Annotated in this window: 22 protein-coding genes; 15 read left to right on the top strand and 7 right to left on the bottom strand. The window is 62.3% G+C overall.

From position 1 onward, the window contains the following. Positions 1 to 182: 182 nt before the first annotated feature. The 8 genes from HX815_RS04890 to HX815_RS04925 all read left to right on the top strand — a co-directional run bounded on the left by HX815_RS04890 (position 183) and on the right by HX815_RS04925 (position 8,420). The gene (locus HX815_RS04890) at positions 183 to 1,262 is read left to right on the top strand and encodes a serine hydrolase (RefSeq protein ID WP_177027885.1); all 1,080 of its coding nucleotides are present in this window, start codon (positions 183 to 185) and stop codon (positions 1,260 to 1,262) included. Beyond that, positions 1,259 to 1,573: a hypothetical protein gene (locus HX815_RS04895; RefSeq protein ID WP_003209165.1), complete on the top strand. Its 315-nt coding sequence runs from the start codon at positions 1,259 to 1,261 to the stop codon at positions 1,571 to 1,573. The genes HX815_RS04890 and HX815_RS04895 overlap by 4 nt, the downstream gene beginning before the upstream one ends. Positions 1,574 to 1,702: 129 nt before the next feature. Next, positions 1,703 to 2,878, top strand: coding sequence for a M20 aminoacylase family protein (locus HX815_RS04900; RefSeq protein ID WP_177027886.1), 1,176 nt, complete (start codon positions 1,703 to 1,705; stop codon positions 2,876 to 2,878). Positions 2,879 to 2,934: 56 nt separating this feature from the next. Next, on the top strand, positions 2,935 to 4,245 hold the full coding sequence (locus HX815_RS04905; protein WP_087692639.1) for a citrate-proton symporter: 1,311 nt from the start codon (positions 2,935 to 2,937) through the stop codon (positions 4,243 to 4,245). Next, positions 4,242 to 5,684, top strand: a complete 1,443-nt coding sequence (locus tag HX815_RS04910) for an amidase (RefSeq protein ID WP_177027887.1) — start codon at positions 4,242 to 4,244, stop codon at positions 5,682 to 5,684. The genes HX815_RS04905 and HX815_RS04910 overlap by 4 nt, the downstream gene beginning before the upstream one ends. Positions 5,685 to 5,748: 64 nt before the next feature. Continuing rightward, positions 5,749 to 6,519, top strand: a complete 771-nt coding sequence (locus HX815_RS04915; protein WP_003209157.1) for a helix-turn-helix domain-containing protein — start codon at positions 5,749 to 5,751, stop codon at positions 6,517 to 6,519. A gap of 160 nt (positions 6,520 to 6,679) precedes the next feature. Beyond that, positions 6,680 to 7,261 (top strand): YceI family protein, encoded by a 582-nt coding sequence (locus tag HX815_RS04920; RefSeq protein WP_177027888.1) that lies wholly within the window; start codon positions 6,680 to 6,682, stop codon positions 7,259 to 7,261. Between the two features lies 1 nt (position 7,262). Further along, positions 7,263 to 8,420 (top strand): phosphatidylserine/phosphatidylglycerophosphate/cardiolipin synthase family protein, encoded by a 1,158-nt coding sequence (locus tag HX815_RS04925; protein ID WP_134325862.1) that lies wholly within the window; start codon positions 7,263 to 7,265, stop codon positions 8,418 to 8,420. 127 nt (positions 8,421 to 8,547) lie between these two features. Here HX815_RS04925 and bglX read toward each other — a convergent pair whose 3' ends face one another. Further along, positions 8,548 to 10,839 (bottom strand): beta-glucosidase BglX, encoded by a 2,292-nt coding sequence (bglX, locus tag HX815_RS04930; protein WP_008430891.1) that lies wholly within the window; start codon positions 10,837 to 10,839, stop codon positions 8,548 to 8,550. 214 nt (positions 10,840 to 11,053) lie between these two features. Between bglX and HX815_RS04935 the strand changes: the two genes are divergently transcribed. From HX815_RS04935 to HX815_RS04950, 4 genes are read left to right on the top strand one after another with little or no spacing between them, the layout of a single operon-like run. After that, a complete protein-coding gene (locus tag HX815_RS04935) occupies positions 11,054 to 11,662 on the top strand; it encodes a LemA family protein (protein ID WP_003209150.1) in 609 nt (202 codons plus the stop codon). Beyond that, a complete protein-coding gene (locus HX815_RS04940) occupies positions 11,662 to 12,390 on the top strand; it encodes a YgcG family protein (RefSeq protein ID WP_003209148.1) in 729 nt (242 codons plus the stop codon). Before HX815_RS04935 ends, HX815_RS04940 begins: the two co-directional genes overlap by 1 nt. Before the next feature lie 28 nt (positions 12,391 to 12,418). Then, positions 12,419 to 13,036: a TPM domain-containing protein gene (locus HX815_RS04945; protein ID WP_003209147.1), complete on the top strand. Its 618-nt coding sequence runs from the start codon at positions 12,419 to 12,421 to the stop codon at positions 13,034 to 13,036. Positions 13,037 to 13,077: 41 nt separating this feature from the next. After that, the gene (locus tag HX815_RS04950) at positions 13,078 to 14,295 is read left to right on the top strand and encodes an SAM-dependent methyltransferase (protein ID WP_102606424.1); all 1,218 of its coding nucleotides are present in this window, start codon (positions 13,078 to 13,080) and stop codon (positions 14,293 to 14,295) included. Between the two features lie 109 nt (positions 14,296 to 14,404). Here HX815_RS04950 and HX815_RS04955 read toward each other — a convergent pair whose 3' ends face one another. Next, positions 14,405 to 15,304 (bottom strand): DMT family transporter, encoded by a 900-nt coding sequence (locus HX815_RS04955; protein WP_003209142.1) that lies wholly within the window; start codon positions 15,302 to 15,304, stop codon positions 14,405 to 14,407. A 324-nt stretch (positions 15,305 to 15,628) separates the two neighbouring features. Between HX815_RS04955 and HX815_RS04960 the strand changes: the two genes are divergently transcribed. Continuing rightward, a complete protein-coding gene (locus HX815_RS04960) occupies positions 15,629 to 16,210 on the top strand; it encodes a DJ-1/PfpI family protein (RefSeq protein ID WP_102606425.1) in 582 nt (193 codons plus the stop codon). 16 nt (positions 16,211 to 16,226) lie between these two features. Beyond that, positions 16,227 to 16,544 carry a ribbon-helix-helix domain-containing protein gene (locus HX815_RS04965; protein WP_177027889.1) on the top strand — a complete coding sequence of 106 codons (318 nt, stop codon included), beginning with the start codon at positions 16,227 to 16,229 and terminating at the stop codon, positions 16,542 to 16,544. Positions 16,545 to 16,649: 105 nt separating this feature from the next. Here the strand turns inward: HX815_RS04965 and HX815_RS04970 are convergent, their stop codons facing one another. The 5 genes from HX815_RS04970 to HX815_RS04990 all read right to left on the bottom strand — a co-directional run bounded on the left by HX815_RS04970 (position 16,650) and on the right by HX815_RS04990 (position 22,745). Continuing rightward, a complete protein-coding gene (locus HX815_RS04970) occupies positions 16,650 to 19,208 on the bottom strand; it encodes a TonB-dependent receptor (RefSeq protein ID WP_134325865.1) in 2,559 nt (852 codons plus the stop codon). Positions 19,209 to 19,336: 128 nt separating this feature from the next. Then, positions 19,337 to 20,305: a FecR domain-containing protein gene (locus HX815_RS04975; protein ID WP_134325866.1), complete on the bottom strand. Its 969-nt coding sequence runs from the start codon at positions 20,303 to 20,305 to the stop codon at positions 19,337 to 19,339. After that, entirely contained in the window at positions 20,302 to 20,841 is a 540-nt protein-coding gene (locus HX815_RS04980; protein ID WP_087692632.1) for an RNA polymerase sigma factor, read from the bottom strand. Before HX815_RS04980 ends, HX815_RS04975 begins: the two co-directional genes overlap by 4 nt. Positions 20,842 to 21,047: 206 nt before the next feature. Continuing rightward, entirely contained in the window at positions 21,048 to 21,935 is an 888-nt protein-coding gene (locus tag HX815_RS04985; protein ID WP_177027890.1) for a dihydrodipicolinate synthase family protein, read from the bottom strand. 27 nt (positions 21,936 to 21,962) lie between these two features. Beyond that, positions 21,963 to 22,745 (bottom strand): aldolase, encoded by a 783-nt coding sequence (locus HX815_RS04990; protein WP_003209128.1) that lies wholly within the window; start codon positions 22,743 to 22,745, stop codon positions 21,963 to 21,965. A 104-nt stretch (positions 22,746 to 22,849) separates the two neighbouring features. Between HX815_RS04990 and HX815_RS04995 the strand changes: the two genes are divergently transcribed. Beyond that, entirely contained in the window at positions 22,850 to 23,392 is a 543-nt protein-coding gene (locus tag HX815_RS04995) for a helix-turn-helix domain-containing protein (protein ID WP_003209127.1), read from the top strand. Positions 23,393 to 23,509 lie beyond the last annotated feature (117 nt).

Here is a 23,509-nt window from a genome sequence, read left to right on the forward strand (position 1 = left end):
CGAGTGGTGGGGCAAGAGCGTTTTGCTTACTTTTGCGCTGTTCAAAAGTGAGCCGCTGTAAGAGCGGAACCCATATCAGCCATCACCCAAATAACGGATATGTACTCACCCCAGGGTCCGTAACAAAACCGTCATCCCCCTGGGCTAGGCTCGCGGGCTTGAATGCCCCCGAGTCCCAATCCATGTTCAAAGGCCTCCTATACGCCGCGCTGCTGTTCACCCTGACAGCCCACGCCGAAACCTGGCCGGAGAAGGAATGGTCCCAAGGCCAGCCCCTGACCGGCCCGGCCGCCAAGGCCTTGGACGACTACGCCTTCCCACCCCGCGACGACACCACCCGCAAAGGCGTCCGCACCGACGCCTTGCTGGTCATCCGCGACGGCCAGATCATCTACGAACGCTACGCCGCCCCCACCACCGCCAGCACCCCGCACCTGACCTGGTCCATCAGCAAAAGCCTGATGGCCACCGTGCTCGGCGTGGCCTTCGGCGAAAACCGCTTCAAACTCACCGACCCCGCCGCGCGCTTTTACCCGCCGATGAAACAACACCCCGGCGTGACCATGGCCGACCTGCTGCACTGGGCCTCGGGCCTCGACTGGCAGGAAGACTACGAATACGCCCCGCTGAAATCCTCGGTGGTCGCCATGCTCTACACCCGCGGCCACCACGACATGGCCGAGTTCGCCGCCGACACCGCGACCTCCAGCGCCCCCGGCCAGGCATTCCGCTATTCCAGTGGCGACAGCAATATCCTGTCCGCCACCCTCAAGGGCATGCTCGGCCACAAGGCCTACGTCGACTACCCATGGACCACCCTGTTCCAGCCACTGGGCATCCGCAACGCCACTTGGGAAAGCGATGCCGAGGAAACCTTCGTCGCGTCCTCATACGCCTACCTCACCGCCCGCGACCTGGCCCGCGTCGGCCTGTTGATGCAGCGCGACGGCCGTTGGGGCGAGCAACAGTTGCTACCCAAGGAGTGGGTTGCGTTCAATCGCCAACCGTTCGACAAGTACAAGGCGGGCCAGGACGAAGCCGTTCCGGGCGGCCAATGGTGGCTCAACCGCGAAGTGCAGGGCGCCGCCAGACCCTGGCCGGACGCGCCCGCCGACACCTTCGCCGCCCTCGGCCACTGGGGGCAGGCGCTCTACGTGATGCCCGAAAAACAGCTGGTCATCGTGCGCTATGGCGACGACCGCGACGGCAGCTATCGCCACAACGAACTCCTCAAGCGCGTCCTTGCAGCGGTGCAACCATGATCCGCCGTCATCCCGTCATCAGCCTGTTGATCCTGCTGTTACTCGTGTTGCTCGGCTGGGTCTGGCACGAGCGGGTCAATCTGCAAGCCTTCCCCGACATCATCGCGGCCTACACCGCCAAGGAGTACTGCTCCTGCCGATATGTGGAAGGCAATCCCGCTGATTATTGCCTGGGTTATGTGAAGCAATACGTGCCCACCAGCGCCTTCACCGACAACCCTGAAAAACACCTCGTGACCGCCAGCGGCCTGGGCCGCACACACAGTGCCCAATGGCTAGGCCAACGCGAGGGCTGCCGCCTCTTGCCCTAATGCAGCCACAGGTGGGGCTGAGGTTCCACAGGGTGGAACCACCTTTGATTGTCCTCCTGCGCACATCGCGGTTATCTGGCGGTGTGCAACGAACAAGAACGGGAACACCCGCCTGCGAGGAGAATCACCATGAGCCCACACCAGCACATCCTGGATTGGCTGAGCGATGTCGCCAGCGACCTGCACGCCGTGCGTCAGGACATTCACGCCCACCCCGAACTGGGCTTTGAAGAAAACCGCACCTCCGCCCTCGTGGCGCAATCCCTGCGAAGCTGGGGCTATGAAGTCCACACCGGTATCGGCCAGACCGGCGTGGTCGGTGTGCTGCGCAATGGCAGCAGCGCGCGCAAGCTGGGGATTCGTGCCGACATGGATGCCTTGCCGATCATCGAAAACACCGGCGCCAGCTACAGCAGCCAACACGCCGGCTGCATGCACGCCTGCGGCCATGACGGCCACACCACCATGCTGCTGGGCGCCGCCCGTTACCTGGCCGCGACCCGGCAGTTCGACGGCACCCTGAACCTGATTTTCCAGCCTGCCGAAGAAGGCCAGGGCGGCGCCGAAGCCATGCTCGCCGACGGCTTGCTGGAGCGTTTTCCCTGCGACGCACTCTTCGGCATGCACAACATGCCGGGCTTGCCCGCCGGCCATCTGGGTCTGCGGGTCGGGCCGATGATGGCTTCCCAGGACCTGCTCACCGTGACCCTCGAAGGCGTCGGCGGCCATGGCTCCATGCCGCACCTGACGGTCGACCCGCTGGTGGCCGCCGCCAGTATGGTCATGGCGTTGCAGACCGTGGTGGCGCGCAATATCAATGCCCAGGAAGCCGCCGTGGTGACCGTCGGTGCCCTGCAAGCGGGCCAGGCTGCCAACGTGATTCCCCAGCAAGCACTATTGCGTTTGAGCCTGCGTGCCCTGGATGCGAACGTGCGTGAGCTGATGCTGGAGCGGGTCAAGGCGATCATCCTGACCCAGGCCGCGAGCTTCGGCTGCACCGCGCAGATCGAACATCGCCCGGCCTATCCGGTGCTGGTCAACCATCCCGAAGAAACCGAATTCGCCCGCCAGGTCGGCGTCGCCCTGCTGGGTGAAGATGCCGTCGACGGCAACACCACCAAGCTGATGGGCAGCGAAGACTTCGCCTGGATGCTGCAACGCTGCCCCGGCAGCTACCTGTTTATCGGCAACGGCGTGTCGCGGCCGATGGTCCACAACCCCGCCTATGACTTCAACGACGACATCCTGTTGACCGGCGCCGCCTACTGGGGCGCGCTGGCCGAGAGCTGGCTCAAGCCCGCCTGACGACCTCTTTTTTCTGCCGCTGGACCCTTTTCCGACTGGTTGAATGGAGTGTTCCCATGCAGGCTTCAAAACAAGGTGTATCCCGCACCCGCCAAGTGGTGGCGGCGGTGATCGGCAATGCGCTGGAATGGTATGACTTCATCGTCTACGGCTTTCTCGCCAGCATTATCGCCCGGCAGTTTTTCCCCTCGGAGGATGAATACGCCTCGCTGCTGATGGCCCTGGCCACCTTTGGCGTCGGCTTCTTCATGCGCCCGGTGGGCGGGATTCTGCTGGGCATGTATTCGGACCGCAAAGGCCGCAAGGCTGCGATGCAACTGATCATCCGGTTGATGACCATCTCCATCGCCCTGATCGCTTTCGCCCCCAGCTATGCTGCCATCGGCATGGGCGCGCCGATGCTGATCGTGGTTGCGCGCATGCTCCAGGGCTTTGCCACCGGCGGTGAATACGCCAGTGCCACGGCGTTTCTGGTGGAGAGCGCGCCGGCCCATCGCAAGGGCCTGTACGGTTCCTGGCAGTTGGTGGGACAGTGCCTGGCGGTGTTCGGCGGCGCGGCGATGGTGGCGTTGGTCACGCACTTCTTCGAGCCGCAAACCCTTGAAGTCTGGGGCTGGCGCCTGCCGTTCATCTTCGGCTTGCTGATCGGCCCGGTGGGCTTGTGGATCCGCCGGCACATGGAAGACCCCGAGGAATTTATCGAGGCACGCAAACAGGCCAAGGGTGCGGCGCCGAGCTTGATGGACGTCATCCGCGACCACCGCCGCAGCATCTTGGTTTCGATGGGCCTGGCCTGTGGTGCAACGGTGTCGTTCTACGTGGTGCTGGTGAACATGCCGACCTTCGCCCACAAGAACCTCGGCCTGCCGCTGGACCAGGTATTGATGGTGCAGATGTTCGCGGTGGCGCTGATGACCGTGGTGATTCCGCTGTCCGGCCTGCTGTCGGATCGGTTCGGTCGGCGCCCGGTATTGATGGCGTTCACCCTGGCGTTTTTTGTGATGGTGTACCCGCTGTATGTGTGGGTCGCGGCGGCACCGTCCATCGAGCGTTTGCTGGTGATGCAGGTGATGTTGTGCACTGCCATCGGCGGCTTTTTCGGCCCGGCGCCGACGGCCTTGGCCGAGCAGTTTCCCATCGAAGTACGCTCCACCGGGGTGTCAGTGGCGTACAACGTGGCGGTGATGGTATTCGGGGGCTTTGCGCCGTTGATCGTCACCTGGCTCAGCAAGGTGCTGGGCACGCCGGTAGCCCCGGCATTTTATGTGCTGTTCGCTTGCGTCCTGACGCTGCTGGGCACTTACTGCATGCATGAGGCGCCACGGGCGAAACGACCGGCGCCGTTTTCCAGCGAGGTGAAACCTTGAGTATTGTTGAACTGGATGCCATCGAACTGTCTCGGGCGATCCATGCGCGGCAGGTGTCCTGCCATGAAGTGATGCAGGCGTATCTGGCCCAGGTCGAACGCTTCAACCCGACGGTGAATGCGCTGGTCTCGCTGCGCTCCCATGAGGACGTGCTGGCCGAAGCGGCGCAGCGTGATCGCGAGTTGGACCAAGGCCAATCCCGTGGCTGGATGCACGGCATGCCCCAGGCCATCAAGGACCTGGCGGCGACCCAGGGCCTGCGCACCACTCTCGGTTCGCCGTTGTTCGCCGAGCATGTTCCTCAAGAAGATGCGATCAGCGTGGCGCGGGTTCGGGCCAGTGGCGCGATCATCATCGGCAAGACCAACGTGCCGGAATTTGGCCTGGGCTCGCAGACCTACAACAGCGTGTTCGGTACCACCGGCAACGCCTATGACCCGCGCCTGGTGGCCGGTGGCAGCAGCGGCGGCGCGGCGGTGGCGCTGGCATTGCGCATGCTGCCGGTAGCGGATGGCAGCGACATGATGGGCTCGCTGCGAAACCCGGGGGCGTTCAATAACGTATTTGGCCTGCGTCCGTCCCAGGGTCGGGTGCCTCACGGGCCGGCGCCGGAGCTGTTCGTCCAGCAACTGGCCACGGAAGGCCCGATGGGTCGCAGCGTGGCGGATGTGGCGCGGCTGCTGAGTGTGCAGGCCGGCTATGACCCTCGGGTGCCGCTGTCGCTCAAGGAGGATCCGGCGGTGTTGGGTGAGCCATTGCAGCGCGACTTCAAGGGTGCACGCTTGGGCTGGCTCGGGGATTACAACGGTTACCTGCCGATGGAAGACGGCGTGATGAGCCTGTGCGAATCGGCCCTCAAGGACTTCGCTGCGCTGGGTTGCGAGGTCGAGCACTGCCAACCGGAATTTTCTCTGGAACGCCTGTGGCAGACCTGGCTGGTGCACCGCCATTGGCTGATCCAGGGCTCCCTCGGCGCGGCCTACGCCGACCCGCAAAAACGTGCACTGCTCAAGCCGGAGGCGCAATGGGAAGTGCAGGGCGGATTGCAACTGAGTGCGGCGGACGTTTACCAGGCTTCGATCAACCGCAGCGACTGGTACCGCGCCCTCGGCAAACTGTTCGAACGTTACGATTTCCTGTTGCTGCCCACCGCCCAAGTGTTCCCTTTCGATGCACAACAAGCCTGGCCACGCCTCGTCGCAGGGCGCGAGATGGACACCTACCATCGCTGGATGGAAGTGGTGATCGGCCCCACCCTGGCCGGCCTGCCGAGCATGAACGTGCCGGTGGGTTTCAACCCCCAGGGCTTGCCCATGGGCCTGCAGATCATCGGCCCGGCCCAGGCGGACAGGGCGGTGTTGCAACTGGCGTACGCCCACGAACAACTGACCCACTGGGTGCAGCGGCGACCGCCAGCTTGCCTCTCGGCGACCGGTTGAGCCGCGACGGGCCTGTATCTTGCTGTGAAATCAGATCATCCATCGGCATCAAGGAGATCGACACATGGGCAGCGACGCCGAGACGGGAACCGTACGCTCAGTAGGGCGGGCACTGGCGATCATCGAATTGCTCGGCGAGCATCAGGCGCTGGGGCTGGAAGAGTTGCATTACCTGACTCACCTGCCCAAGGCCACGGTCTCGCGGATGCTGCTGACCTTGCAGGAACAGGGCTGGATCTATCGTGGGCTCAGCGACCGGCGTTACCGCCTGCGGGCCAGACGGTTGTTCGGCGACACCCAGCAACGCTTCAAGCGCCAACTGGTGGAAAGCGCCGCGCCGTGGCTGTTGGACCTCAGCGAGCGCACCGGCCTGGTGGTGGACCTGTCGAGCTTCGACGGCGAACGCCTGGAAGTGATGGAAAGCGCGATCCCCACGGTGCTGCGCAAGCTCTACCCGAACAATTGCCAGATCGTCGGCCAGCACGCCAGCCTGTTTCATTCGGCCATGGGCAAGGCGTGCCTGGCGCAACTGTCGGCGGATGAAGTGCAGCGCCTGGCAGGCCGTGAGCATGTGGCGGAAGACGATCAATACCGTGCGTGTGAACAATCCCAGCACCAGGGGTTTGGCCAACGCACCGAAGGCTACTGGGAATACCCGGTGCGCCTGCCGTTCCTGATTCGCGCGGTGGCCTTGCCGGTGCGGGCCAATGGCCGGTTGGTGGGCAGCATGGCGCTGCATTGGCCGATGGATCAGGCACCGGTGGAGCGGGTGCTGAGCCTGCACCTGGCCAGCCTGGAATCGACGATTCGCGATGTGCAGCAGGCGTTGGCCTGACCACCGTTCCCCCGTAGGAGCGAGCTTGCTCGCGAAGAACTCACAGGCACCGCGTTCATTCAGAATGCCCGCGTCATCGTTGGCAACCTTCGCGAGCAAGCTCGCTCCTACAGGAGGTCTTTGTTACTGTTCGCCCAGGTTTTTTGCCCCAAGAGTCTTTATGTCCCTGTTCAAACCCATGGCCTTCCTGCTGCTGGCCGCTGCCGCCGTGCCTGCCCACGCCGACTGGTACCTGGACAACGAGTCCTCGCGCCTGTCGTTCGTCACCACCAAGAACACCGACATCGCCGAAGTGCAGCGCTTCCTGGTGCTGCATGGCAAGGTCGACAGCAAAGGCGCGGCGCAGCTGGAAGTCGAACTGGAGTCGATCAACAGCGGCATCCCGCTGCGCGACGAGCGCATGCGCAATGAGCTGTTCGAGATCAAGACCTTCCCGGACGCGGTGATCAATGCGCAGATCAACCTGCAACCGATCAACGACCTGGCCCCCGGCGCGCAATACGAGCTGCGCCTGCCGCTGTCGGTGACCCTGCACGGCAAGACCCAGGCCTACAGCACCGAATTGCTGGCGACCCGCCTGGATGACCGACGCTTCCAGGTGGTCACCCTGGAGCCATTGGTGGTGCACGCCGAGGATTTCGATTTGCTGCCGGGGGTAGCCGCATTGCGCAAGGCCGCCGGGCTGTCGCAGATCAGCCTTGCGGTGCCGGTGGGTGCGGTACTGATTTTCACGGCGCGCTGACATGAGCGGCGCAGTGTTCCCGTGGCGCAGCGCCAACCGTTTCGAGCTGATGGTCGACGGCCCGAGTTTCTTCCCGCGCATGCTGGAAGGTATCGCCCAGGCAGAGCAACAGGTGGCGCTGGAGCTGTATCTGGTGGAGGCGGGCGCGTGTGCCGAGGCGATGGTTCAGGCCCTGGTGGCCGCCGCCGAACGTGGCGTGCGCGTACGTTGCCTGTTCGATGACTACGGCAGCCTGGCGTTTACCCTGGGCCTGCGTCGGCGGTTGATCGACGCCGGGGTGGACCTGCGATTCTACAACCGCCTGAGCTGGCGCCGCTGGATGCGCAACCTCTATCGGGACCACCGCAAGCTGTTGTTGATCGACCAGACCATCGCCGTGGTCGGCGGCACCGGCGTGACGGATGAATTCTGGACGCCCGGGGAAGACACCGCCGACTGGCACGAAGTGATGGTGCAGATTCGTGGCCCGCTGGTGCTGGATTGGCAGGCGTTGTTCGACCGTCAGTGGCTGGCGAACGACGATCGTAGAGCCTGGAAACCGGCCACGCATTTTGGCCTGCCACGGTTGCCCAAGGTGCCAGCGACAGGACCGGGGTTGGGGCGTGTGGCCTATGCCGACGCCCGCCAGCATCGGGATATCTTGCAGTCACTGATCCGCGCGCTGAACAGCGGCCACCAGCGTATCTGGCTGGCCACGCCGTATTTCCTGCCGACCTGGAGCGTACGGCGTGCCCTGCGCCGGGCGGCGGGGCGCGGGGTGGATGTGCGTTTGCTGTTGACCGGGCCACGTACCGATCACCCGTCGGTGCGGTATGCCGGGCACCGTTACTACCCGCGTTTGCTCAAATCCGGGGTGCAGATCTTTGAATACCAGCCGTGCTTCCTGCACTTGAAAATGGTGCTGGTGGACGATTGGGTGAGCATTGGCTCGTGCAACTTCGATCACTGGAATCTGCGCTTCAACCTGGAGGCAAATCTGGAGGCGCTGGACCCGGAACTGACGTTGGCGGTGGCGGGGAGTTTCGAGAGGGATTTTGCCCAGAGCCAGGCGGTGAGCCTGGAGGCGTGGCGGTCGCGGCCATTGTGGCGGCGGGTGAAGCAGCGGGTGTGGGGGTGGATTGATCGGTTGGTGGTTAACCTGCTGGACCGCCGCGGATAAGCCAGAACACCCCAATCAAATGTGGGAGCGGGCTTGCTCGCGAAAGCGGTGGATCAGTCAAACTTCCATTGACTGACACACCGCTTTCGCGAGCAAGCCCGCTCCCACATGTTGACCGAGCAAGACGTTAGAGTAGTTCGAAGCTCTGCTGCTTCACATCCTGCGAATCCAACCCGATCTGCACATTGAACTCGCCCGGCTCAGCCGCAAACTTCAGCTGGGTGTTGTAGAACTTCAAGTCTTCCTCGGTGATGGTGAAGTGCACCGCGCGCTCTTCGCCCGCCTTGAGCATGATCTTCTGGAAGTTCTTCAATTCCTTCACCGGGCGGATCATCGAGCCGGCCACGTCCTGGATATACAGCTGCACCACGGTTTCGCCATCGACCTTGCCGGTGTTTTTCACCACCACGGTGGCGTCGAGCTTGCCGGTCTTGTTCAGGGTGGTGGACGACAGCGCCATGTCCGACAGGCTGAAACTGGTGTAGCTCAAGCCGTAACCGAACGGAAACAGCGGCCCGGTGGTGTCATCGAAGTACTGCGAGGTGTAGTTGCCCGGCTTGCCCGGAGTGAACGGCCGGCCAATGCTCAGGTGGTTGTAGTAGGTCGGAATCTGCCCCACCGAACGCGGGAAGGTGATCGGCAGCTTGCCCGACGGGTTGTAGTCACCGAACAGCACGTCAGCGATAGCGTTGCCGCCTTCGGTGCCGGCGAACCAGGTTTCCAGGATTGCGTCAGCCTGTTCGTTCTCCTCGACAATCGACAGCGGACGGCCGTTCATCAACACCAGCACCAGCGGTTTGCCGGTGGCTTTCAAAGCCTTGATCAGGTCGCGCTGGCTCTGCGGGATGTTCAGGTCGGTGCGGCTCGACGATTCGTGGGACATGCCACGGGACTCGCCCACGGCGGCCACGACCACATCGGCGCCTTTGGCGGCCTTGACGGCTTCGTCGATCATGTCCTGGGACGAGCGCGGGTCATCCACAACTTCCGGGGCATCGAAGTTCAGGAAGTTGAGGTAGTCGACGACTTTCTTGTCGTTGGTGATATTGGCGCCACGGGCATAGATCACCTTGCCCTTGTCGCCGATCACGGCGTTCATGCCGTCCAGCAGGGTCACCGATTGCGCGGGTTTACCGGCAGCGGCCCAGCTGCCCATCATGTCGATCGGCGCCTTGGCCAGCGGGCCGACCAGGGCGATGGTCGCGTCCTTTTTCAGCGGCAGGGTGTTGTTCCGGTTTTTCAGCAGCACCTGGCTGCGGCGCGCCACGTCACGTGCGTCGGCGCGGTGCAGGCGGCTTTCGGCGTAGGTGTCGGCCGGGTCATCCTCGGCCTTGCCGATGCGCAGGTACGGGTCGGCGAACAGGCCCATGTCGTACTTGGCGCCGAGCACTTCGCGCACGGCGTTGTCGATGTCGCTCTGTTCGATCTCGCCGGACTTCAGCAGGCCTGGCAATTCCTTGCCGTAGAGCGAGTCGTTCATGCTCATGTCGATGCCGGCCTTGATCGCCAGCTTGGCGGCTTCACGCCCGTCCTTGGCCACGCCGTGCTTGATCAGCTCGAAGATCGCACCGTGGTCGCTCACGGCCAGGCCCTTGAAGCCCCAGTCCTTGCGCAGCAGGTCGTTCATCAGCCAGGTGTTGGCGGTGGCGGGTACGCCGTTGATCGAGTTCAGCGCAACCATCACGCCACCGGCGCCGGCCTTGATGGCGGCGTGGTAGGGCGGCAGGTAGTCCTGGTACATCTTGACCGGGCTCATGTCGACCACGTTGTAGTCGCGACCGCCTTCCACCGCGCCATACAGGGCGAAGTGCTTGACGCTGGCCATGATGCTGTCGGCCTTGGCCGGGCTGCTGCCCTGGAAGGCCTTGACCATCACTTCGGCAATGCGCGAGGTCAGGTAGGTGTCTTCGCCAAAGCCTTCGGAGGTACGGCCCCAGCGCGGGTCGCGGGAGATGTCGACCATTGGCGCAAAGGTGATGTCGAGGCTGTCGGCGGCAGCTTCCTGGGCGGCGATGCGCCCGGAGTGGCCGATGGCGTCCATGTCCCAGCTGGAAGCCAGGGCCAGGCTGATGGGGAATATCGTGCGGTGGCCGTGGATCACGTCATAGGCGAAGAACATCGGGATCTTCAACCGGCTGCGCATGGCCGCGTCCTGCATCGGACGGTTTTCCGGGCGGGTAATCGAATTGAAGGTGCCACCGATGCGGCCGGCGGCGATTTCCTTGCGGATCAGTTCGCGGGGCATTTCGGGGCCGATGCTGATCAGGCGCAATTGGCCGATCTTCTCATCAAGGGTCATCTGCTTGAGCAGGTCACTGACGAAGGCGTCCTTGTCCTTGAGCACTGCGGGCTTTGTTTCGGCTAATACGGAATGAGTGGCCAAACTGACAACAAGGCCCAGCAAACACAGCTTCTTCATGAAAATCCTTTCTCGCAGCCTTGGGACCGGAGAGCGTCTATTGTTGTTCGGGTGTTGTTCAGATAAATACCGCACACTTCTGAACTCTTATTGGCGCTGGGCATCTTTTAGCTGATTGGCACGATGCAATCCAGTGGGTGGTGGCGGATTATGCCCTAAGCCCGTGGCTAACGCGTCAGTCGGTAAATTTCATAGGTTTGGCAGGAGAAACACCATGCAAGCAGCACAAGGTTACCGTTGGGGCTGGAAGGCCGTGGCATTGATACTGGTGAGCACCGTGCTGAGCGGTTGCGGCATCAACAAGATCCCGACCCTGGACGAACAGGCCAAGGCGGCCTGGGCCCAGGTGCAGAACCAGTACCAGCGGCGCGCCGACCTGATCCCCAACCTGGTGGAAGTGGTCAAGGGCTACGCCGCCCATGAACAGGACACCCTGACGGCCGTGATCGAAGCGCGGGCCAAGGCCACCTCGATCCAGGTGGACGCCAGCACCCTCGACAATCCCGAGAAACTCAAGCAGTTCCAGCAAGCCCAGGACGGTTTGAGCGGTGCCCTCAGCCGTTTGATGGTGGTGTCCGAGCGCTACCCGGACCTGAAGGCCAACCAGAACTTCCTGGCCCTGCAATCGCAGCTTGAAGGCACCGAAAATCGCATCGCCGTGGCCCGCCGCGACTTTATCCAGGCAGTGCAGGCCTACAACACCGAGATCCGCACCTTCCCTGGCCGCCTGTGGCACAGCGTGATGTACAGCGACTTGCCGGTCCGCGCCAACTTCGAGGCCACGAGTGCCGATGCCGATAAAGCGCCGCAAGTGAAATTCTGATGGGCAAGCGCGCTTGGCTGATGGCGGCGGTGCTGCTGGCCTTCAGCCTGACCGCCCAGGCCGCCCTGAATTTCCCGGCCCTGACCGGACGGGTGGTGGACAACGCCCAGATGATCGACCCGGCCGTGCGTGCGCAGCTGACCCAGCAGTTGCAGGCGCTGGAGCAGACCAGCGGCGACCAGATCGTGGTGGTCACCGTGCCCGACCTGCAAGGCGTGCCTATTGAAGACTTCGGTTATCAACTGGGCCGCGCCTGGGGCATCGGCCAGAAGGGCAAGGACAACGGCGCCCTGCTGATCGTCGCCCGGGATGAGCACAAGATTCGCATCGAAGTGGGTTATGGCCTGGAAGGCGTGCTCACGGATGCGCAGTCCTGGGTGATCATCAACCAGGTGATCGCCCCGGCGTTCAAGGCGGGCAACTACAGCAAGGGCATCAGCGACGGCGTGGCGGCGATGCTGCAGGTGGTGGGCGGCGATCCGCTGGCCGTACCGGCGCATGTGTCCGAGGCCAACTTCGCCAAGCAAAACCCGGGCATTTCCATTGGCCTGTTCATCCTGTTGCTGGCAGTGTTGTGGCTGTGCAATCGCATGGGCCTGCCCGTTGGCGCTATCCTGCTGGCGATTCTCAGCAGCAGCGGTCGTGGCGGCGGGGGAGGCGGTGGCGGTGGTGGCTTCAGGGGCGGCGGCGGTGGTTTTGGCGGCGGTGGCGCCTCGGGCGGCTGGTAATGACAATAACTAGAGAGCATCAACAACCATGGCATTACTGAGTCAACACGAGCAACGCCAGGTCGCCGAGGCGATCGCCCGGGTCGAGCAACAGACCGACGCCGAACTGGTGACCGTGCTCGCGGCCCGCGCCGACGACTACGCCTACATCCCGCTGTTGTGGGCCAGCCTGCTGGCGCTGGTGGTGCCGGGGATCATCCACTACCTGTCGGGCTGGTTGACCATGTACACCTTGCTGCTGGCGCAGTGGGGCACGTTCGTCGTGCTGTGCCTGGTGTTCCGTTTGCCCAGGGTCACCACGCGACTGATCCCGCGCTCGGTGCGCCATTGGCGCGCGTCCAACCTGGCACGGCGGCAGTTTCTCGAGCAGCACCTGCACCACACGCTGGGCAGCACCGGGGTGCTGATTTTTGTCAGTGAGGCCGAGCGGTATGTGGAAATCCTGGTGGACAAGGGGATATCCAGTCGCCTGGATGACAGCAGTTGGGATGCGATCGTCAAGGACTTCACCCGCCAGGTGAAGCAAGGCCAGACGTTGGCCGGGTTTGTGGCGTGTATTGAGGCTTGCGGGGAATTGCTCAGGGAGCACGTTCCGGTGACCCACGCACGCAATGAGCTGCCGAATCGGTTGGTGGTGTTGGAGTAGTGTAAAATTCCCGGCATTCCCTGCCCGAGGCGTTTTTGTTCATGTCTGCCACCGCTAAACCTGCCAGCCCCGCGCCGGATCATCACGCGCAGTTCCTCGAACTGCTGAGCGCGAGCCTTGAGCAAAACGCCTTTATCAAGCTGGTGCTGGCCAAGTACGTCGGCACCGAGCCTGATCTTCAGAAGCTGATCATCAAGCAGCTGACGGTCAAGGATCAGCCTTGCCTGTCCTTCGTCTATCGCTACAAGACCCGCGACATCACCAAGAACTTCTCCCTGGCCGACGGCGTGGCGGCAATTGCCGAGTTGTTGCCGGCGGCGTTCAAGAATGCGCACCTGCTGTCGGTGACCGACGAAGCCCAGCTGGAATACAGCAAGAAAAACAAAAGCTCACTGTTCAAAAGCAAGCCGCAGCAACTGCGCGAAGCGCCGTCTGCCGAGCACAACCGCGAGAAGAATCGCTTCCTGGACCTGACCCGGCCCTTCCTCGCCGACCTTGGTGTGACCAACGCCAAACACGAGCTGATCCCGGCGATGTCGCGCAAGTGGAAGCAGATCAACAAGTTCATCGAAGTGTTCAGCCATGCGCTGACCACCTCGCCGCTGAAGCTGGACCAGCCGGTGCGGGTCGCGGACTTTGGCTCGGGCAAGGGCTACCTGACGTTTGCCATCCACGACTACCTGCGCAACACCCTCAACGCCGACGGCGAAGTCACCGGCGTGGAACTGCGCGAAGACATGGTGACCCTGTGCAACAACGCCGCCGCCCGCCTGGACCACCCGGGGCTGGTGTTCAAGTGCGGGGATGTGCGCAGCGTCGCGCCCAGCGAACTGGACGTGATGATCGCCCTGCATGCCTGCGACATCGCCACCGACTACGCGATTCACACCGGCATCCGCTCCGGTGCGTCGATCATCATGTGCTCGCCGTGCTGCCACAAGCAGATTCGCCTGCAGATCCAGAGCCCGGCGCTGCTCAAGCCGATGCTGCAATACGGCCTGCACCTGGGCCAGCAGGCGGAAATGGTCACCGACAGTTTGCGCGCGTTGTTCCTTGAAGCGTGCGGCTATGAGACCAAGGTGTTTGAGTTCATCTCGTTGGAGCACACCAACAAGAACAAGATGATCCTGGCCGTGAAGCGTGCCGAGCCGGTGGACAACGCTCAACTCCTGGAGAAAATCCAGGAGCTCAAGGCGTTCTACAACATCACCGAACATTGCCTGGAAACCCTGCTGCGGTCGGAAGGTTACCTCGCCTGAGTACGACGCAAATCAAAAATGTGGGAGCGGGCTTGCTCGCGAAAGCGGTGTGTCAGTCACCTGATGTATCAACTGACCCACCGCATTCGCGAGCAAGCCCGCTCCCACATTAGATCGCGCTAGCCTTGGGAGCTGGCGCAGGCTTCACGCTGGTCTTGCGCCCCAACATCACCGTCACAATCACCCCGCAGGCAAACAGCCAGGTAATCGGCTCGATGTGTTCACCAAAAAACAGCGCCGAAAACGCGATGGTGAAAAAGATCTGCAACAGCTGAATCTGGCTGACCCGGGCGATGCCACCCATGGCGAGCCCGGCGTACCACGCAAAGAACCCCAGGAACTGCGAAAACAACGAGACATAACCAAACGCCCACCAAGTGCGCATGGAGATCGGCCCTTCGTGTTGCAGCGCCAGGTAGGCCACCGGCCCGATCAATACCGGTGTCGACAGCACCAGCGCCCAGCAGATTACCTGCCAGCCGCCCATCTCCTTGGCCAACCGGCCGCCTTCGGCATAACCCAGGCCACCCACGGCAATCGCCCCGAGCATCAACAGGTCGCCCGCCTGGATGCTGCCGGCTCCGGTGATCAACGCATAACTCAGCACCAGCGCACTGCCCAGCGCCGCGCAGGCCCAGAAGGCCTTCGACGGACGTTCATGGGACAGCCACGCCGCATACAGCGCCACGCACAGCGGCTGCAACCCGTTGACCAGCGCGCCATGGGACGCGGGCAAGGTTTGCATGGCCCAGGCCGACAACACCGGGAAACCCAGGATCACCCCGGCAATCACCAGCGTCAGGCCGCGCACCTGGCGCCAGGTGGGCCAGCGCTCACGGCGCCACAGCAACAACGCCGCCGCCGGCACCGCCGCGAACAACGCCCGGCCCAGGCCATTGAGCAACGGGTGGATTTCCTGCACCACGATACGGGTGAAGGGCAGGGTGAGGCTGAAGATGACGACGCCCAGCAGGCCGAGGGCCATGCCGGTATTTTCGCGGGAGCTCATGGAAGGAACCAGAATCGAATGGGCCGGAAGTGGATGTTCATCTAGCCACAAAGCCCCGCAAGCACGGGCTTACAGCTGGGTGCAGATTGAGCCGTACAGTTTTGAACGGGCGACTCGGTTCATGTGGGAGCTGTCGAGCCTTGGCGAGGCTGCGATGGGATCAACGCAGTTTACCTGTCAGGCCGAGGTGTCTGCATCGCGCGCAAGCCCGGCTCCCACACAAGCCGGGGTGCTGATGTAGTAGCGGGCCATTACCCGGATCAAGCCTGCGGGTCTATCTTGGCTACTCCTGTTTGCCCAACCGTTCAACCGGAGGAATGTCCCATGGCCGCGAAAAAAATCCTGATGCTGGTCGGCGATTACGTCGAAGACTATGAAGTGATGGTGCCGTTCCAGGCGCTGCTGATGGTGGGGCATACCGTGCACGCCGTGTGCCCGGACAAGTCCGCCGGCCAGACCGTGCGCACGGCGATCCACGACTTCGAAGGCGACCAGACCTACAGCGAAAAGCCCGGGCACCTGTTTGCCCTGAATGCGGATTTTGCCAAGGTGAACGCCGCCGACTACGACGCGCTGCTGGTGCCGGGTGGCCGTGCCCCTGAGTACCTGCGGCTGAACGAAAAGGTCCTGCAACTGGTCAAGGATTTCGATCAGGCTGGCAAACCCATCGCTGCCGTGTGCCATGGCGCGCAACTACTGGCAGCTGCCGGGATCCTGGAAGGGCGCGAGTGCAGCGCCTACCCGGCGTGCGGGCCGGAGGTACGACTGGCGGGCGGTACGTTCATCGATATCCCGGTGACCGACAGCCACGTTCAAGGCAATCTGGTGACGGCCCCGGCGTGGCCGGCGCACCCAAGCTGGCTCGCGGGTTTCCTCGGGCTGCTGGGCACCAAAATCACCCTGTAAAGCGGAGGTCATCGCCATGTGCGAACTGTACGTCAAGGCCGACCCGATTCTGTACGAATCCCGCTCGCGCTCCCTGCGCATCTGCGGCGTGGTGACCACCGTGCGCCTGGAAAACCAGTTCTGGGACATCCTCAGCGAGATCGCCGAGGTGGATGGCATGACCACCAATCAACTGATCGCCAAGCTGTATGAAGAAGTGATGGATTACCGCGGCGAAGTGGTGAATTTTGCTTCGTTCTTGCGGGTGAGTTGCACGCGGTATTTGAGCAAGCAGCGGGTTCACGCCCCAGAGCTCAGCCTTGTGAACACAAGAAATAGCGCGCAGAAGATCTGAATGTGGGAGCGGGCTTGCTCGCGAAGGCGGTGTGTCAGGTAACTCATGTACCGACTGATCCAGCGCTTTCGCGAGCAAGCCCGCTCCCACATTGATTAGTAGGGGTCAGAAGAACCGCGTCACACTGATCTTCGCATCCCGGCCCTTGGTGTAGGCGCGGTCGCCGCTCAGGGCCGGTCGGAAGTTGTTGTTGAACAGGTTGTCCACGGTGAAGTTCACCTCGGTACCCTTGAGGTAAGCCTGTTGCGGCTTCCAACTGGCGAACAGGCCTTGCGTGTTGTAGCGCTTGTTGCCGTACTGGTCGTAGAACAGGTCGCCGATGCTGGTGCCCGGGCCGCCGGAATACTTGTCGCTCGGCAGGCGGCTGGTGGCGCCGATGAACTGCCCTTGCCAGCCTACCCGCATATCCAGGCTCGGGATCTTGGTGCCGAGCACCACCACCCATTTGGTTGGCGGAATGTCCCGCGCCCAGACGTCCGGCCCCCACGGGTTGGTGTAGGCGCCTTCATGTTTACCGGTGGTGTAGGCGAACGATACCGAGCCGAACACGTAGGTGGAGTCATAGAAACTCTCGGCCTCGAAACCCTTGATGGTCATGCCGCCGATGTTGCGGTAGTTGGACATCGCGCCCGGCGGGCAGGCGCTGGAAATCGTCCCGCCGTTGACCGCCTGGTTCTGGCAGCCCACGCCTGTGGCCTTGAAGATTTCGTCCTCGACCTTGTTGTGGAACAGCGTGGTACGCAGTTGCAGGTTGTCGCCGTGGGCGAACACATCGGCGAAGCTGGTGACGTTGCCCAGGGTGATGGAGGTGATGCGCTCCGGGTCCAGGTCCAGGCTGGTGGCGGTGCGGCTGCCCAGGCCCTGGACTTCATACTGCTCGTCGATCACTGGCGCACGCCAGGTGCGGCTCCAGTTGGCAAACATCGCCACGTTCGGGGTGATGGTCCAGTACGCCGCCAGGCGTGGCGACCAGCCGGTGTAAGTGCGGTCGCTGTAGTCATGGCCGATGGCCGGGTCCGGGTTGCTGTAGTACGGCGCGTCGTTGGCCTCGCCGCGGTTGCGCACATGGTCATAGCGCATCGACGGGGTAATGGTCACATCGCCCAGCGTCACCGCGTCCTGGATAAAGAAGCTGTTGGTGTCGACCTTGCCATGGGGCATGAAGCCCGGCTGGAAGTGCCCATAGTTGTATTTCGGGGTGTTGTAGGTGGCGCCGGGCATCCACATTTCGGTTTCCCGGGTGTGCTTGCGGATTTGCACACCGGTGGTCACCGCGTGCTGCAACGCACCGGTGGAAAACAGGCTGACGTTGCGTACGTCGAGGTTCTTGTCGTTATAGGAGGTGTCCATCTTGCGCCCGCCGGTGGCCAACTGGAAAAACGCCGTGGCGTCGCGCTCGTCGGTCTGGTCGGTATTGGATTCGGAGTACTTGATGGTCAAGTCCACCAGCGGGTTATTCATCGGCTGGTATTCGTACTTGCCGGACCAGGTGGTGTCGACGGTATTGCGGTTGGCCAGGAAGCGTTTCAGCGCGGCTTCGTAGCCATAGCGGTCGATGTTGGCCTGGGTCGGCGGCGTCGGGTAGCTGGCGGCAGAGAAGGGCGTCCAGCGCTGGCTGTTGGAGCGCGAATACGACAGACCCAGGCTTTGCTCATCGGTGAAGTGAGCATTGAACTTGAACAGTTTGCCGTCCACATTCTGGGCGCTGTTGGGCAGGCGCTTGGGGTTGATCGGGTACTGGTTGTTGTCGTTGGGCAGGGTGGCAGCCAGTTTCATGTCGCCGCCGTCGCGCTGGGTCAGGTAGGCCAGCGCATCGAAGCGGCCGTCATCGGTACGCCCGTAAACGGCACTGCTGTAGACCTGCTCATGGTCGTTGCTGGAGTAGCCGTATTTGAGCATGGCACCGCTGTTGCGCCCGTCCTTGAGCAGGTCCGGGGCATCCTTGGTGGTCATGTTGACCGTACCGCCAAAGCCGCCGTTGCCGCTGAAGGGCGAGTTGGGGCCTTTCTCCACTTCGATGCTCTTGATCAGCTCGGGCTCGATAAACACAGTGCCCTGCTGGTAGCGCTCAAAGCCGCTTTTGGTGGCGCCATCGACGGTCAGCGGCACGTCTTCGGCGTCGCCGAAACCACGGATGTTGATGGTCTGGCCACCGGGCTTCAGCGAGCCGCCCTGGCTGATGCCGGGCAAGGTTTGCAGCAGGCTGGGAATGTTGTTGGACTGGTAGCGGTCGATGTCCGCCTGGGTCAGGGTGGAACGGCCGACGGTGGTGGAGTCGACCTCGCTGCCGGTGCCGATCACGCTCAGGGCGTCGAGCTGGATCGCGCTGCTGTTGGTGGTCTTGCCCTCTTCGGGGCGTACCACGTAAGTGCTGCCGACCTTGAGCAATACGAACTCGCCGTCCTTGAGCAGGGTGCGAATCGCCACTTCCGGTGTGAAGTCGCCATTGAGGGCCGGCGCCTGGATATTTTTCAGCAGCGCTTCATCGAACAGCAGCTGGATTTTCGCCTGCTGCGCCACCTGGCTCAGGGACGTGGCCAGGGACTGGGCCGGCAGTTGCAGCTTGAACGACTCGGCCTGGGCACTCAGGCTGAAGGCCAGGCAGGCGGCAATGGCGGTGGGTCGAAGAAACAGGTGCTGAACGTGGCAAGGCGCGCGAAACATGAAATCCCCCGGAGTAGCCAAATGGCCAGAAAGGTGTGCGTATCAAACGCAGACCCGAGGAAGACGCGGCAGGAAAAATAATCCTCACATGCGAATGCAAAATATTCTCAAATAAGAATTCCGCGGGGCTATTTGCGCGGTTCGATCCTGATATTGCCGTCGGCCAGGGCCACGGTTTTCACCGGCAATAGCGCCGGCAGGGCGTTGAGCAGGGCGTCCGGATCATTCACGTCCAGATTGCCCGAGACCTTCAGTTGCGCCACCGCGCTGTCCACCAGCAACGGCGCCTGGGGCCGGTACAGGCTCAACTCGTCCATCAGGCTGGCCAGCTCGCGATTACGAAACGACACGTGGCCGCCGCGCCAATCGGCGACCTCGCCGGCAGTGAGGGTTTGCTGCTGCAGCGTGCCCTTGGCATAACTGAACGTAGCGCGCTGATCGGCGCCGAGCAGGGTGGCCGGCAGCCTGGCATCCGGATCGAACGCCACTTGCCCGTGGGCCACGCTGACCACCAACTGCTGCTTGCTGCGCCGCACATCGAAGCCGGTGCCGACCACCCGCACATTGGCTTCACCGGCCTGCACGAACAGCGGTCGTTCCTTGTCGGGCGCCACCTCGATATACAACTGGCCCTGATCCAGATGCACGATGCGCTGGTGACTGTTGAAGTCCACCCGCAGGCGCGTATTGGCGTTGACGTACAAGGTGCTGCCGTCAGGCAAATGCATGGTGCGCATTCCTTTGGCATGGGCCGCGACCTGGGCGTGGAACAGCTCGCGTGGGGCGCCGATGTTGCTCGTCAGCACGGCACACACCAATGCGGCAGCCACCGCCAGGGCCGGGCGCCAGGCGGGTGTCTTGCGCGCGGGCAGCGGTGTCGGTTTGTTCAGTTGCTGCAACTGCGCCAGGTCGGCCCACAGCTGTTCGAATTCGGCGTAGGCGCGGGCATGGGCCGGCTCGGACTGCCAGGCGGCAAACGCTTTGCGGTCGGCGCGACCGGCGTCATTGCGGTTGCGCGCAAACCAGCTGGCGGCCTGGGCATCGATGGAGTCGCTGGCCTCGATGTCACAGGTGTCGATGTCGCTCAGGCGGGTCATTCTGGCTGCTCCTTGCCCTGTTCTTGTTGAAGTCGCTGCTTGCAATGCAGCAAGGCAAAAGCGATGTGCTTTTCCACCATGCTGACCGAAACGCCCATGCGCTCGGCGATCTGCGCCTGGCTCAGGCCTTCGAAGCGGTGCAGCATAAGGGCTTCTCGTCTTCTCGGCGAGAGTTCAGAGAGGACTTCTTTCAACTGTTCCAGGCGTTGCAGGCGTTGCGCGGCGGCCATGGGATCGTCTCGCGAGTCGCTGACAGGTTCGGCATCCAGTTCGGCCTGCTGCTGGTGGACGGTGTGCCGCACCTTTTGTTTGCGCCAGTGATCGCGCAGCAGATTGCGCGCCATCTGGAACAGAAACGCCCGTGGCTGCTCGACCTGAGCCCGGTCGCGGTAGTCCAGCCATTGGGTGAAGACATCCTGGGTCATGTCTGCCGCGTCGCTGGCGTTGTCCGTGCGTTTACGCAGGAAATGCAGGATATCTGCATAAAACCCGCGAAAGGCATCGGCCGACAGCGGGTCGGGCTTGGGACGAGACATGGATATCCTTCTTGACGAAGCACGACGTGGAAAAGTCGTGAATGATATCGAGAATTATTGTTATTTGTCTCTATTGAAAATCCAAGGTTGGATGCGGACTAAATGTGGGAGCGGGCTTGCTCGCGAATGCGGTGAGTCAGTCGACCTATTAATTGACTGACCCACCGCCTTCGCGAGCAAGCCCGCTCCCACATTTGGATTGCGTTTCAGCGCAACAGGGTCAGTAGCTCTTGCAACTGAACACGGCCTGCCTCAGCCAGCGGGAACACCGGCAGCCGTGGATCCCCCGACTCCAGGCCCGTCAGCCGCAAACCGGCCTTGATCGTCGCCGGCAAGCCACCTTTGAGGATGAAATCCAGCAACGGCAACTGGCGATAAAACAGCTCCCGCGCTTTCTCCAGGTCATTGGCCAAAACGGCTTCATACAAATCCAGGTTGAGCTGAGGAATCAGATTCGGCGCCGCCGTGCACCAACCTTTCGCGCCCGCCGCAAACGCCTCCAGTGCCAGCGGGTTGCAGCCGTTGTAGAACGGCACCTGGCCCTCGCTGCGCCGGTGCAATTGGTGCATGCGCTGAATATCCCCGGTGCTTTCCTTGACCATGGTCACGTTGTCGACGCTGTTGACGATGCGCAGGATCAAGTCCACCGACATGTCGGTGCCACTGGTGGCCGGGTTGTTGTAGAGCATGATCGGCACGCCGATGCTGTCGCCAATGGCCGCATAGTGGGCGAGGATTTCCGCCTCGCTGAGTTTCCAGTACGAGGCCGGCAATACCATTACCACGTCCGCGCCGTGGGCCTCGGCAAACTGCGCACGACGCACGGCCTTGGCGGTGGTCAGGTCGGAGACGCTGACGATGGTCGGCACACGCTTGCCCACCTTCTGGATGCTGTAGGCGGCGACTTCATCCCACTCTGCATCACTGAGATAGGCGCCTTCGCCGGTGCTGCCCAACGGTGCGACAGCGTGCACGCCGCTGTCGATCAGGCGGTCGATCGAAAGGCCCAGGGCTTCGAGGTCAAGGCGCTGGCCGTCCGTGCTGAACGGGGTGATGGTGTAGCCGATAATGCCGTGAATAGAAGGGCTGGACATGCAAAAGTCTCCGGTCGAAAAAGGGTTTCAGTTCAGGCAATCGGCGTGTTGGCGCAGGTTCTGCCGAGCGTAGTAGTTGAACGCTGCGCCGTGGCGCTTGGGCTTGGAAATCCAGTCATGGGCTTCGCGGCCCAGTTCCGGCAGGATCGGCTTGATCGTGCCGGCGGCCATCGCCAGCAGCTGCAACTTGGCCGCGCGTTCGATCAACTGTGCGATCACACAGGCTTCCTCGATGCTCGCCCCAGTGGACAATTGGCCGTGGTGGGAAAGCAGAATCGCGCGTTTATCCCCCAGGGCAGCGGTGATGATTTCACCTTCTTCGTTGCCCACCGGCACCCCGGGCCAGGCTTCGAGGAATGCGCAATCTTCGTACAACGGGCAGAGGTCCATGTGGGACACCTGCAACGGCACTTCCAGCATCGACAACGCAGCGATGTGGGTCGGGTGAGTGTGGATGATGCAGTTCACGTCCGGGCGACCGCGGTACACCCAGCTGTGAAAACGGTTGGCCGGGTTGGGCATGCCATGGCCTTCCAGCACCTCCAGGTCTTCGTTGACCAGCAACAGGTTGCTGGCGGTGATCTCATCAAAACCCAGGCCCAGTTGTTGGGTGTAGTAGGTGCCAGGCGTCGGGCCGCGTGCGGTGATCTGCCCGGCGAGGCCGGAGTCGTGGCCGTTTTCGAACAGGATCCGGCAGGTCAACGCCAGCTTTTGCCGGTCGGTCCACGTATTATCCGCCAGGGTGTTTTGCATCTGGGTCAGCGCCTGCTTGACCAGCTGGTCTTTCGGGAGTGCTAATGTCTTGGCCATATCAGTGTCCTTGTTCGTCGCAAATGACACTAAAGAGACTATATGACACAAAGTGTCATTAGCAAGCATTCATCATCGCCTCTTTAATGGATTAACCGCTGCGCATGTCTATCCGTTTGAAAATATTGAGAAAAAAACTTGGTGTGACGTTGGAGTCGCTCGCGGAAAAATCCGGGATGACCAAGAGTTACCTGTCGAAAGTCGAACGCGGGTTGAATACGCCGTCGATTGCGGCGGCGCTGAAACTGGCCAAGGCGTTGAATGTGAAGGTCGAAGAATTGTTCAGCGAGGACAATGTCAGCCTCGACAGCTACAGCCTGGTGCGCAGCCACGAACGGCAGGCGTTGTCGGGCACCGATGCATCACCGGGTTACGCGGTGCTGGCGCATCAGGTCAGTGAGCGTAGTTTGTTGCCGTTCATCATTTACCCGCCGGCGGAGTTCACCGACAAGACCTTCAAGGAACATTTGGGGGAGGAGTTTTTGTTTGTGCATGAAGGTCAGGTTGAGGTGGATTTCATGAGTGAGCGGGTGGTGTTGAATCGGGGGGATGCTTTGCATTTCAATGCGCAGAAGCCGCATCGGATTCGGTCGGTGGGGGAGGTTCAGGCGCAGCTTTTGGTGGTGGTGCATAGTGCTGAAGGGTGATGGTGGGGGTGGGGGCATATCCGTTATTTGTGTGATGGCCGCTGACGGTTCCGCTCTTACAGCGGCTCACTTTTGAAGAGCGCAAAAGTAAGCAAAACGCTCTTGCCCCACCACTCG

The organism is Pseudomonas sp. E6002, from assembly GCF_013385565.1.
Taxonomy (GTDB): Bacteria; Pseudomonadota; Gammaproteobacteria; order Pseudomonadales; family Pseudomonadaceae; genus Aquipseudomonas.

Bases quoted from the DNA above. Each gene is read 5' to 3' on its own strand.
- HX815_RS04890 (WP_177027885.1), top strand. From the start codon at position 183: ATGTTCAAAGGCCTCCTATACGCCGCGCTGCTGTTCACCCTGACAGCC.
- HX815_RS04895 (WP_003209165.1), top strand. From the start codon at position 1,259: ATGATCCGCCGTCATCCCGTCATCAGCCTGTTGATCCTGCTGTTACTC.
- HX815_RS04900 (WP_177027886.1), top strand. From the start codon at position 1,703: ATGAGCCCACACCAGCACATCCTGGATTGGCTGAGCGATGTCGCCAGC.
- HX815_RS04905 (WP_087692639.1), top strand. From the start codon at position 2,935: ATGCAGGCTTCAAAACAAGGTGTATCCCGCACCCGCCAAGTGGTGGCG.
- HX815_RS04915 (WP_003209157.1), top strand. From the start codon at position 5,749: ATGGGCAGCGACGCCGAGACGGGAACCGTACGCTCAGTAGGGCGGGCA.
- HX815_RS04920 (WP_177027888.1), top strand. From the start codon at position 6,680: ATGTCCCTGTTCAAACCCATGGCCTTCCTGCTGCTGGCCGCTGCCGCC.
- HX815_RS04925 (WP_134325862.1), top strand. From the start codon at position 7,263: ATGAGCGGCGCAGTGTTCCCGTGGCGCAGCGCCAACCGTTTCGAGCTG.
- bglX (WP_008430891.1), bottom strand. From the start codon at position 10,839: ATGAAGAAGCTGTGTTTGCTGGGCCTTGTTGTCAGTTTGGCCACTCAT.
- HX815_RS04935 (WP_003209150.1), top strand. From the start codon at position 11,054: ATGCAAGCAGCACAAGGTTACCGTTGGGGCTGGAAGGCCGTGGCATTG.
- HX815_RS04940 (WP_003209148.1), top strand. From the start codon at position 11,662: ATGGGCAAGCGCGCTTGGCTGATGGCGGCGGTGCTGCTGGCCTTCAGC.
- HX815_RS04945 (WP_003209147.1), top strand. From the start codon at position 12,419: ATGGCATTACTGAGTCAACACGAGCAACGCCAGGTCGCCGAGGCGATC.
- HX815_RS04950 (WP_102606424.1), top strand. From the start codon at position 13,078: ATGTCTGCCACCGCTAAACCTGCCAGCCCCGCGCCGGATCATCACGCG.
- HX815_RS04955 (WP_003209142.1), bottom strand. From the start codon at position 15,304: ATGAGCTCCCGCGAAAATACCGGCATGGCCCTCGGCCTGCTGGGCGTC.
- HX815_RS04960 (WP_102606425.1), top strand. From the start codon at position 15,629: ATGGCCGCGAAAAAAATCCTGATGCTGGTCGGCGATTACGTCGAAGAC.
- HX815_RS04965 (WP_177027889.1), top strand. From the start codon at position 16,227: ATGTGCGAACTGTACGTCAAGGCCGACCCGATTCTGTACGAATCCCGC.
- HX815_RS04970 (WP_134325865.1), bottom strand. From the start codon at position 19,208: ATGTTTCGCGCGCCTTGCCACGTTCAGCACCTGTTTCTTCGACCCACC.
- HX815_RS04975 (WP_134325866.1), bottom strand. From the start codon at position 20,305: ATGACCCGCCTGAGCGACATCGACACCTGTGACATCGAGGCCAGCGAC.
- HX815_RS04980 (WP_087692632.1), bottom strand. From the start codon at position 20,841: ATGTCTCGTCCCAAGCCCGACCCGCTGTCGGCCGATGCCTTTCGCGGG.
- HX815_RS04985 (WP_177027890.1), bottom strand. From the start codon at position 21,935: ATGTCCAGCCCTTCTATTCACGGCATTATCGGCTACACCATCACCCCG.
- HX815_RS04990 (WP_003209128.1), bottom strand. From the start codon at position 22,745: ATGGCCAAGACATTAGCACTCCCGAAAGACCAGCTGGTCAAGCAGGCG.
- HX815_RS04995 (WP_003209127.1), top strand. From the start codon at position 22,850: ATGTCTATCCGTTTGAAAATATTGAGAAAAAAACTTGGTGTGACGTTG.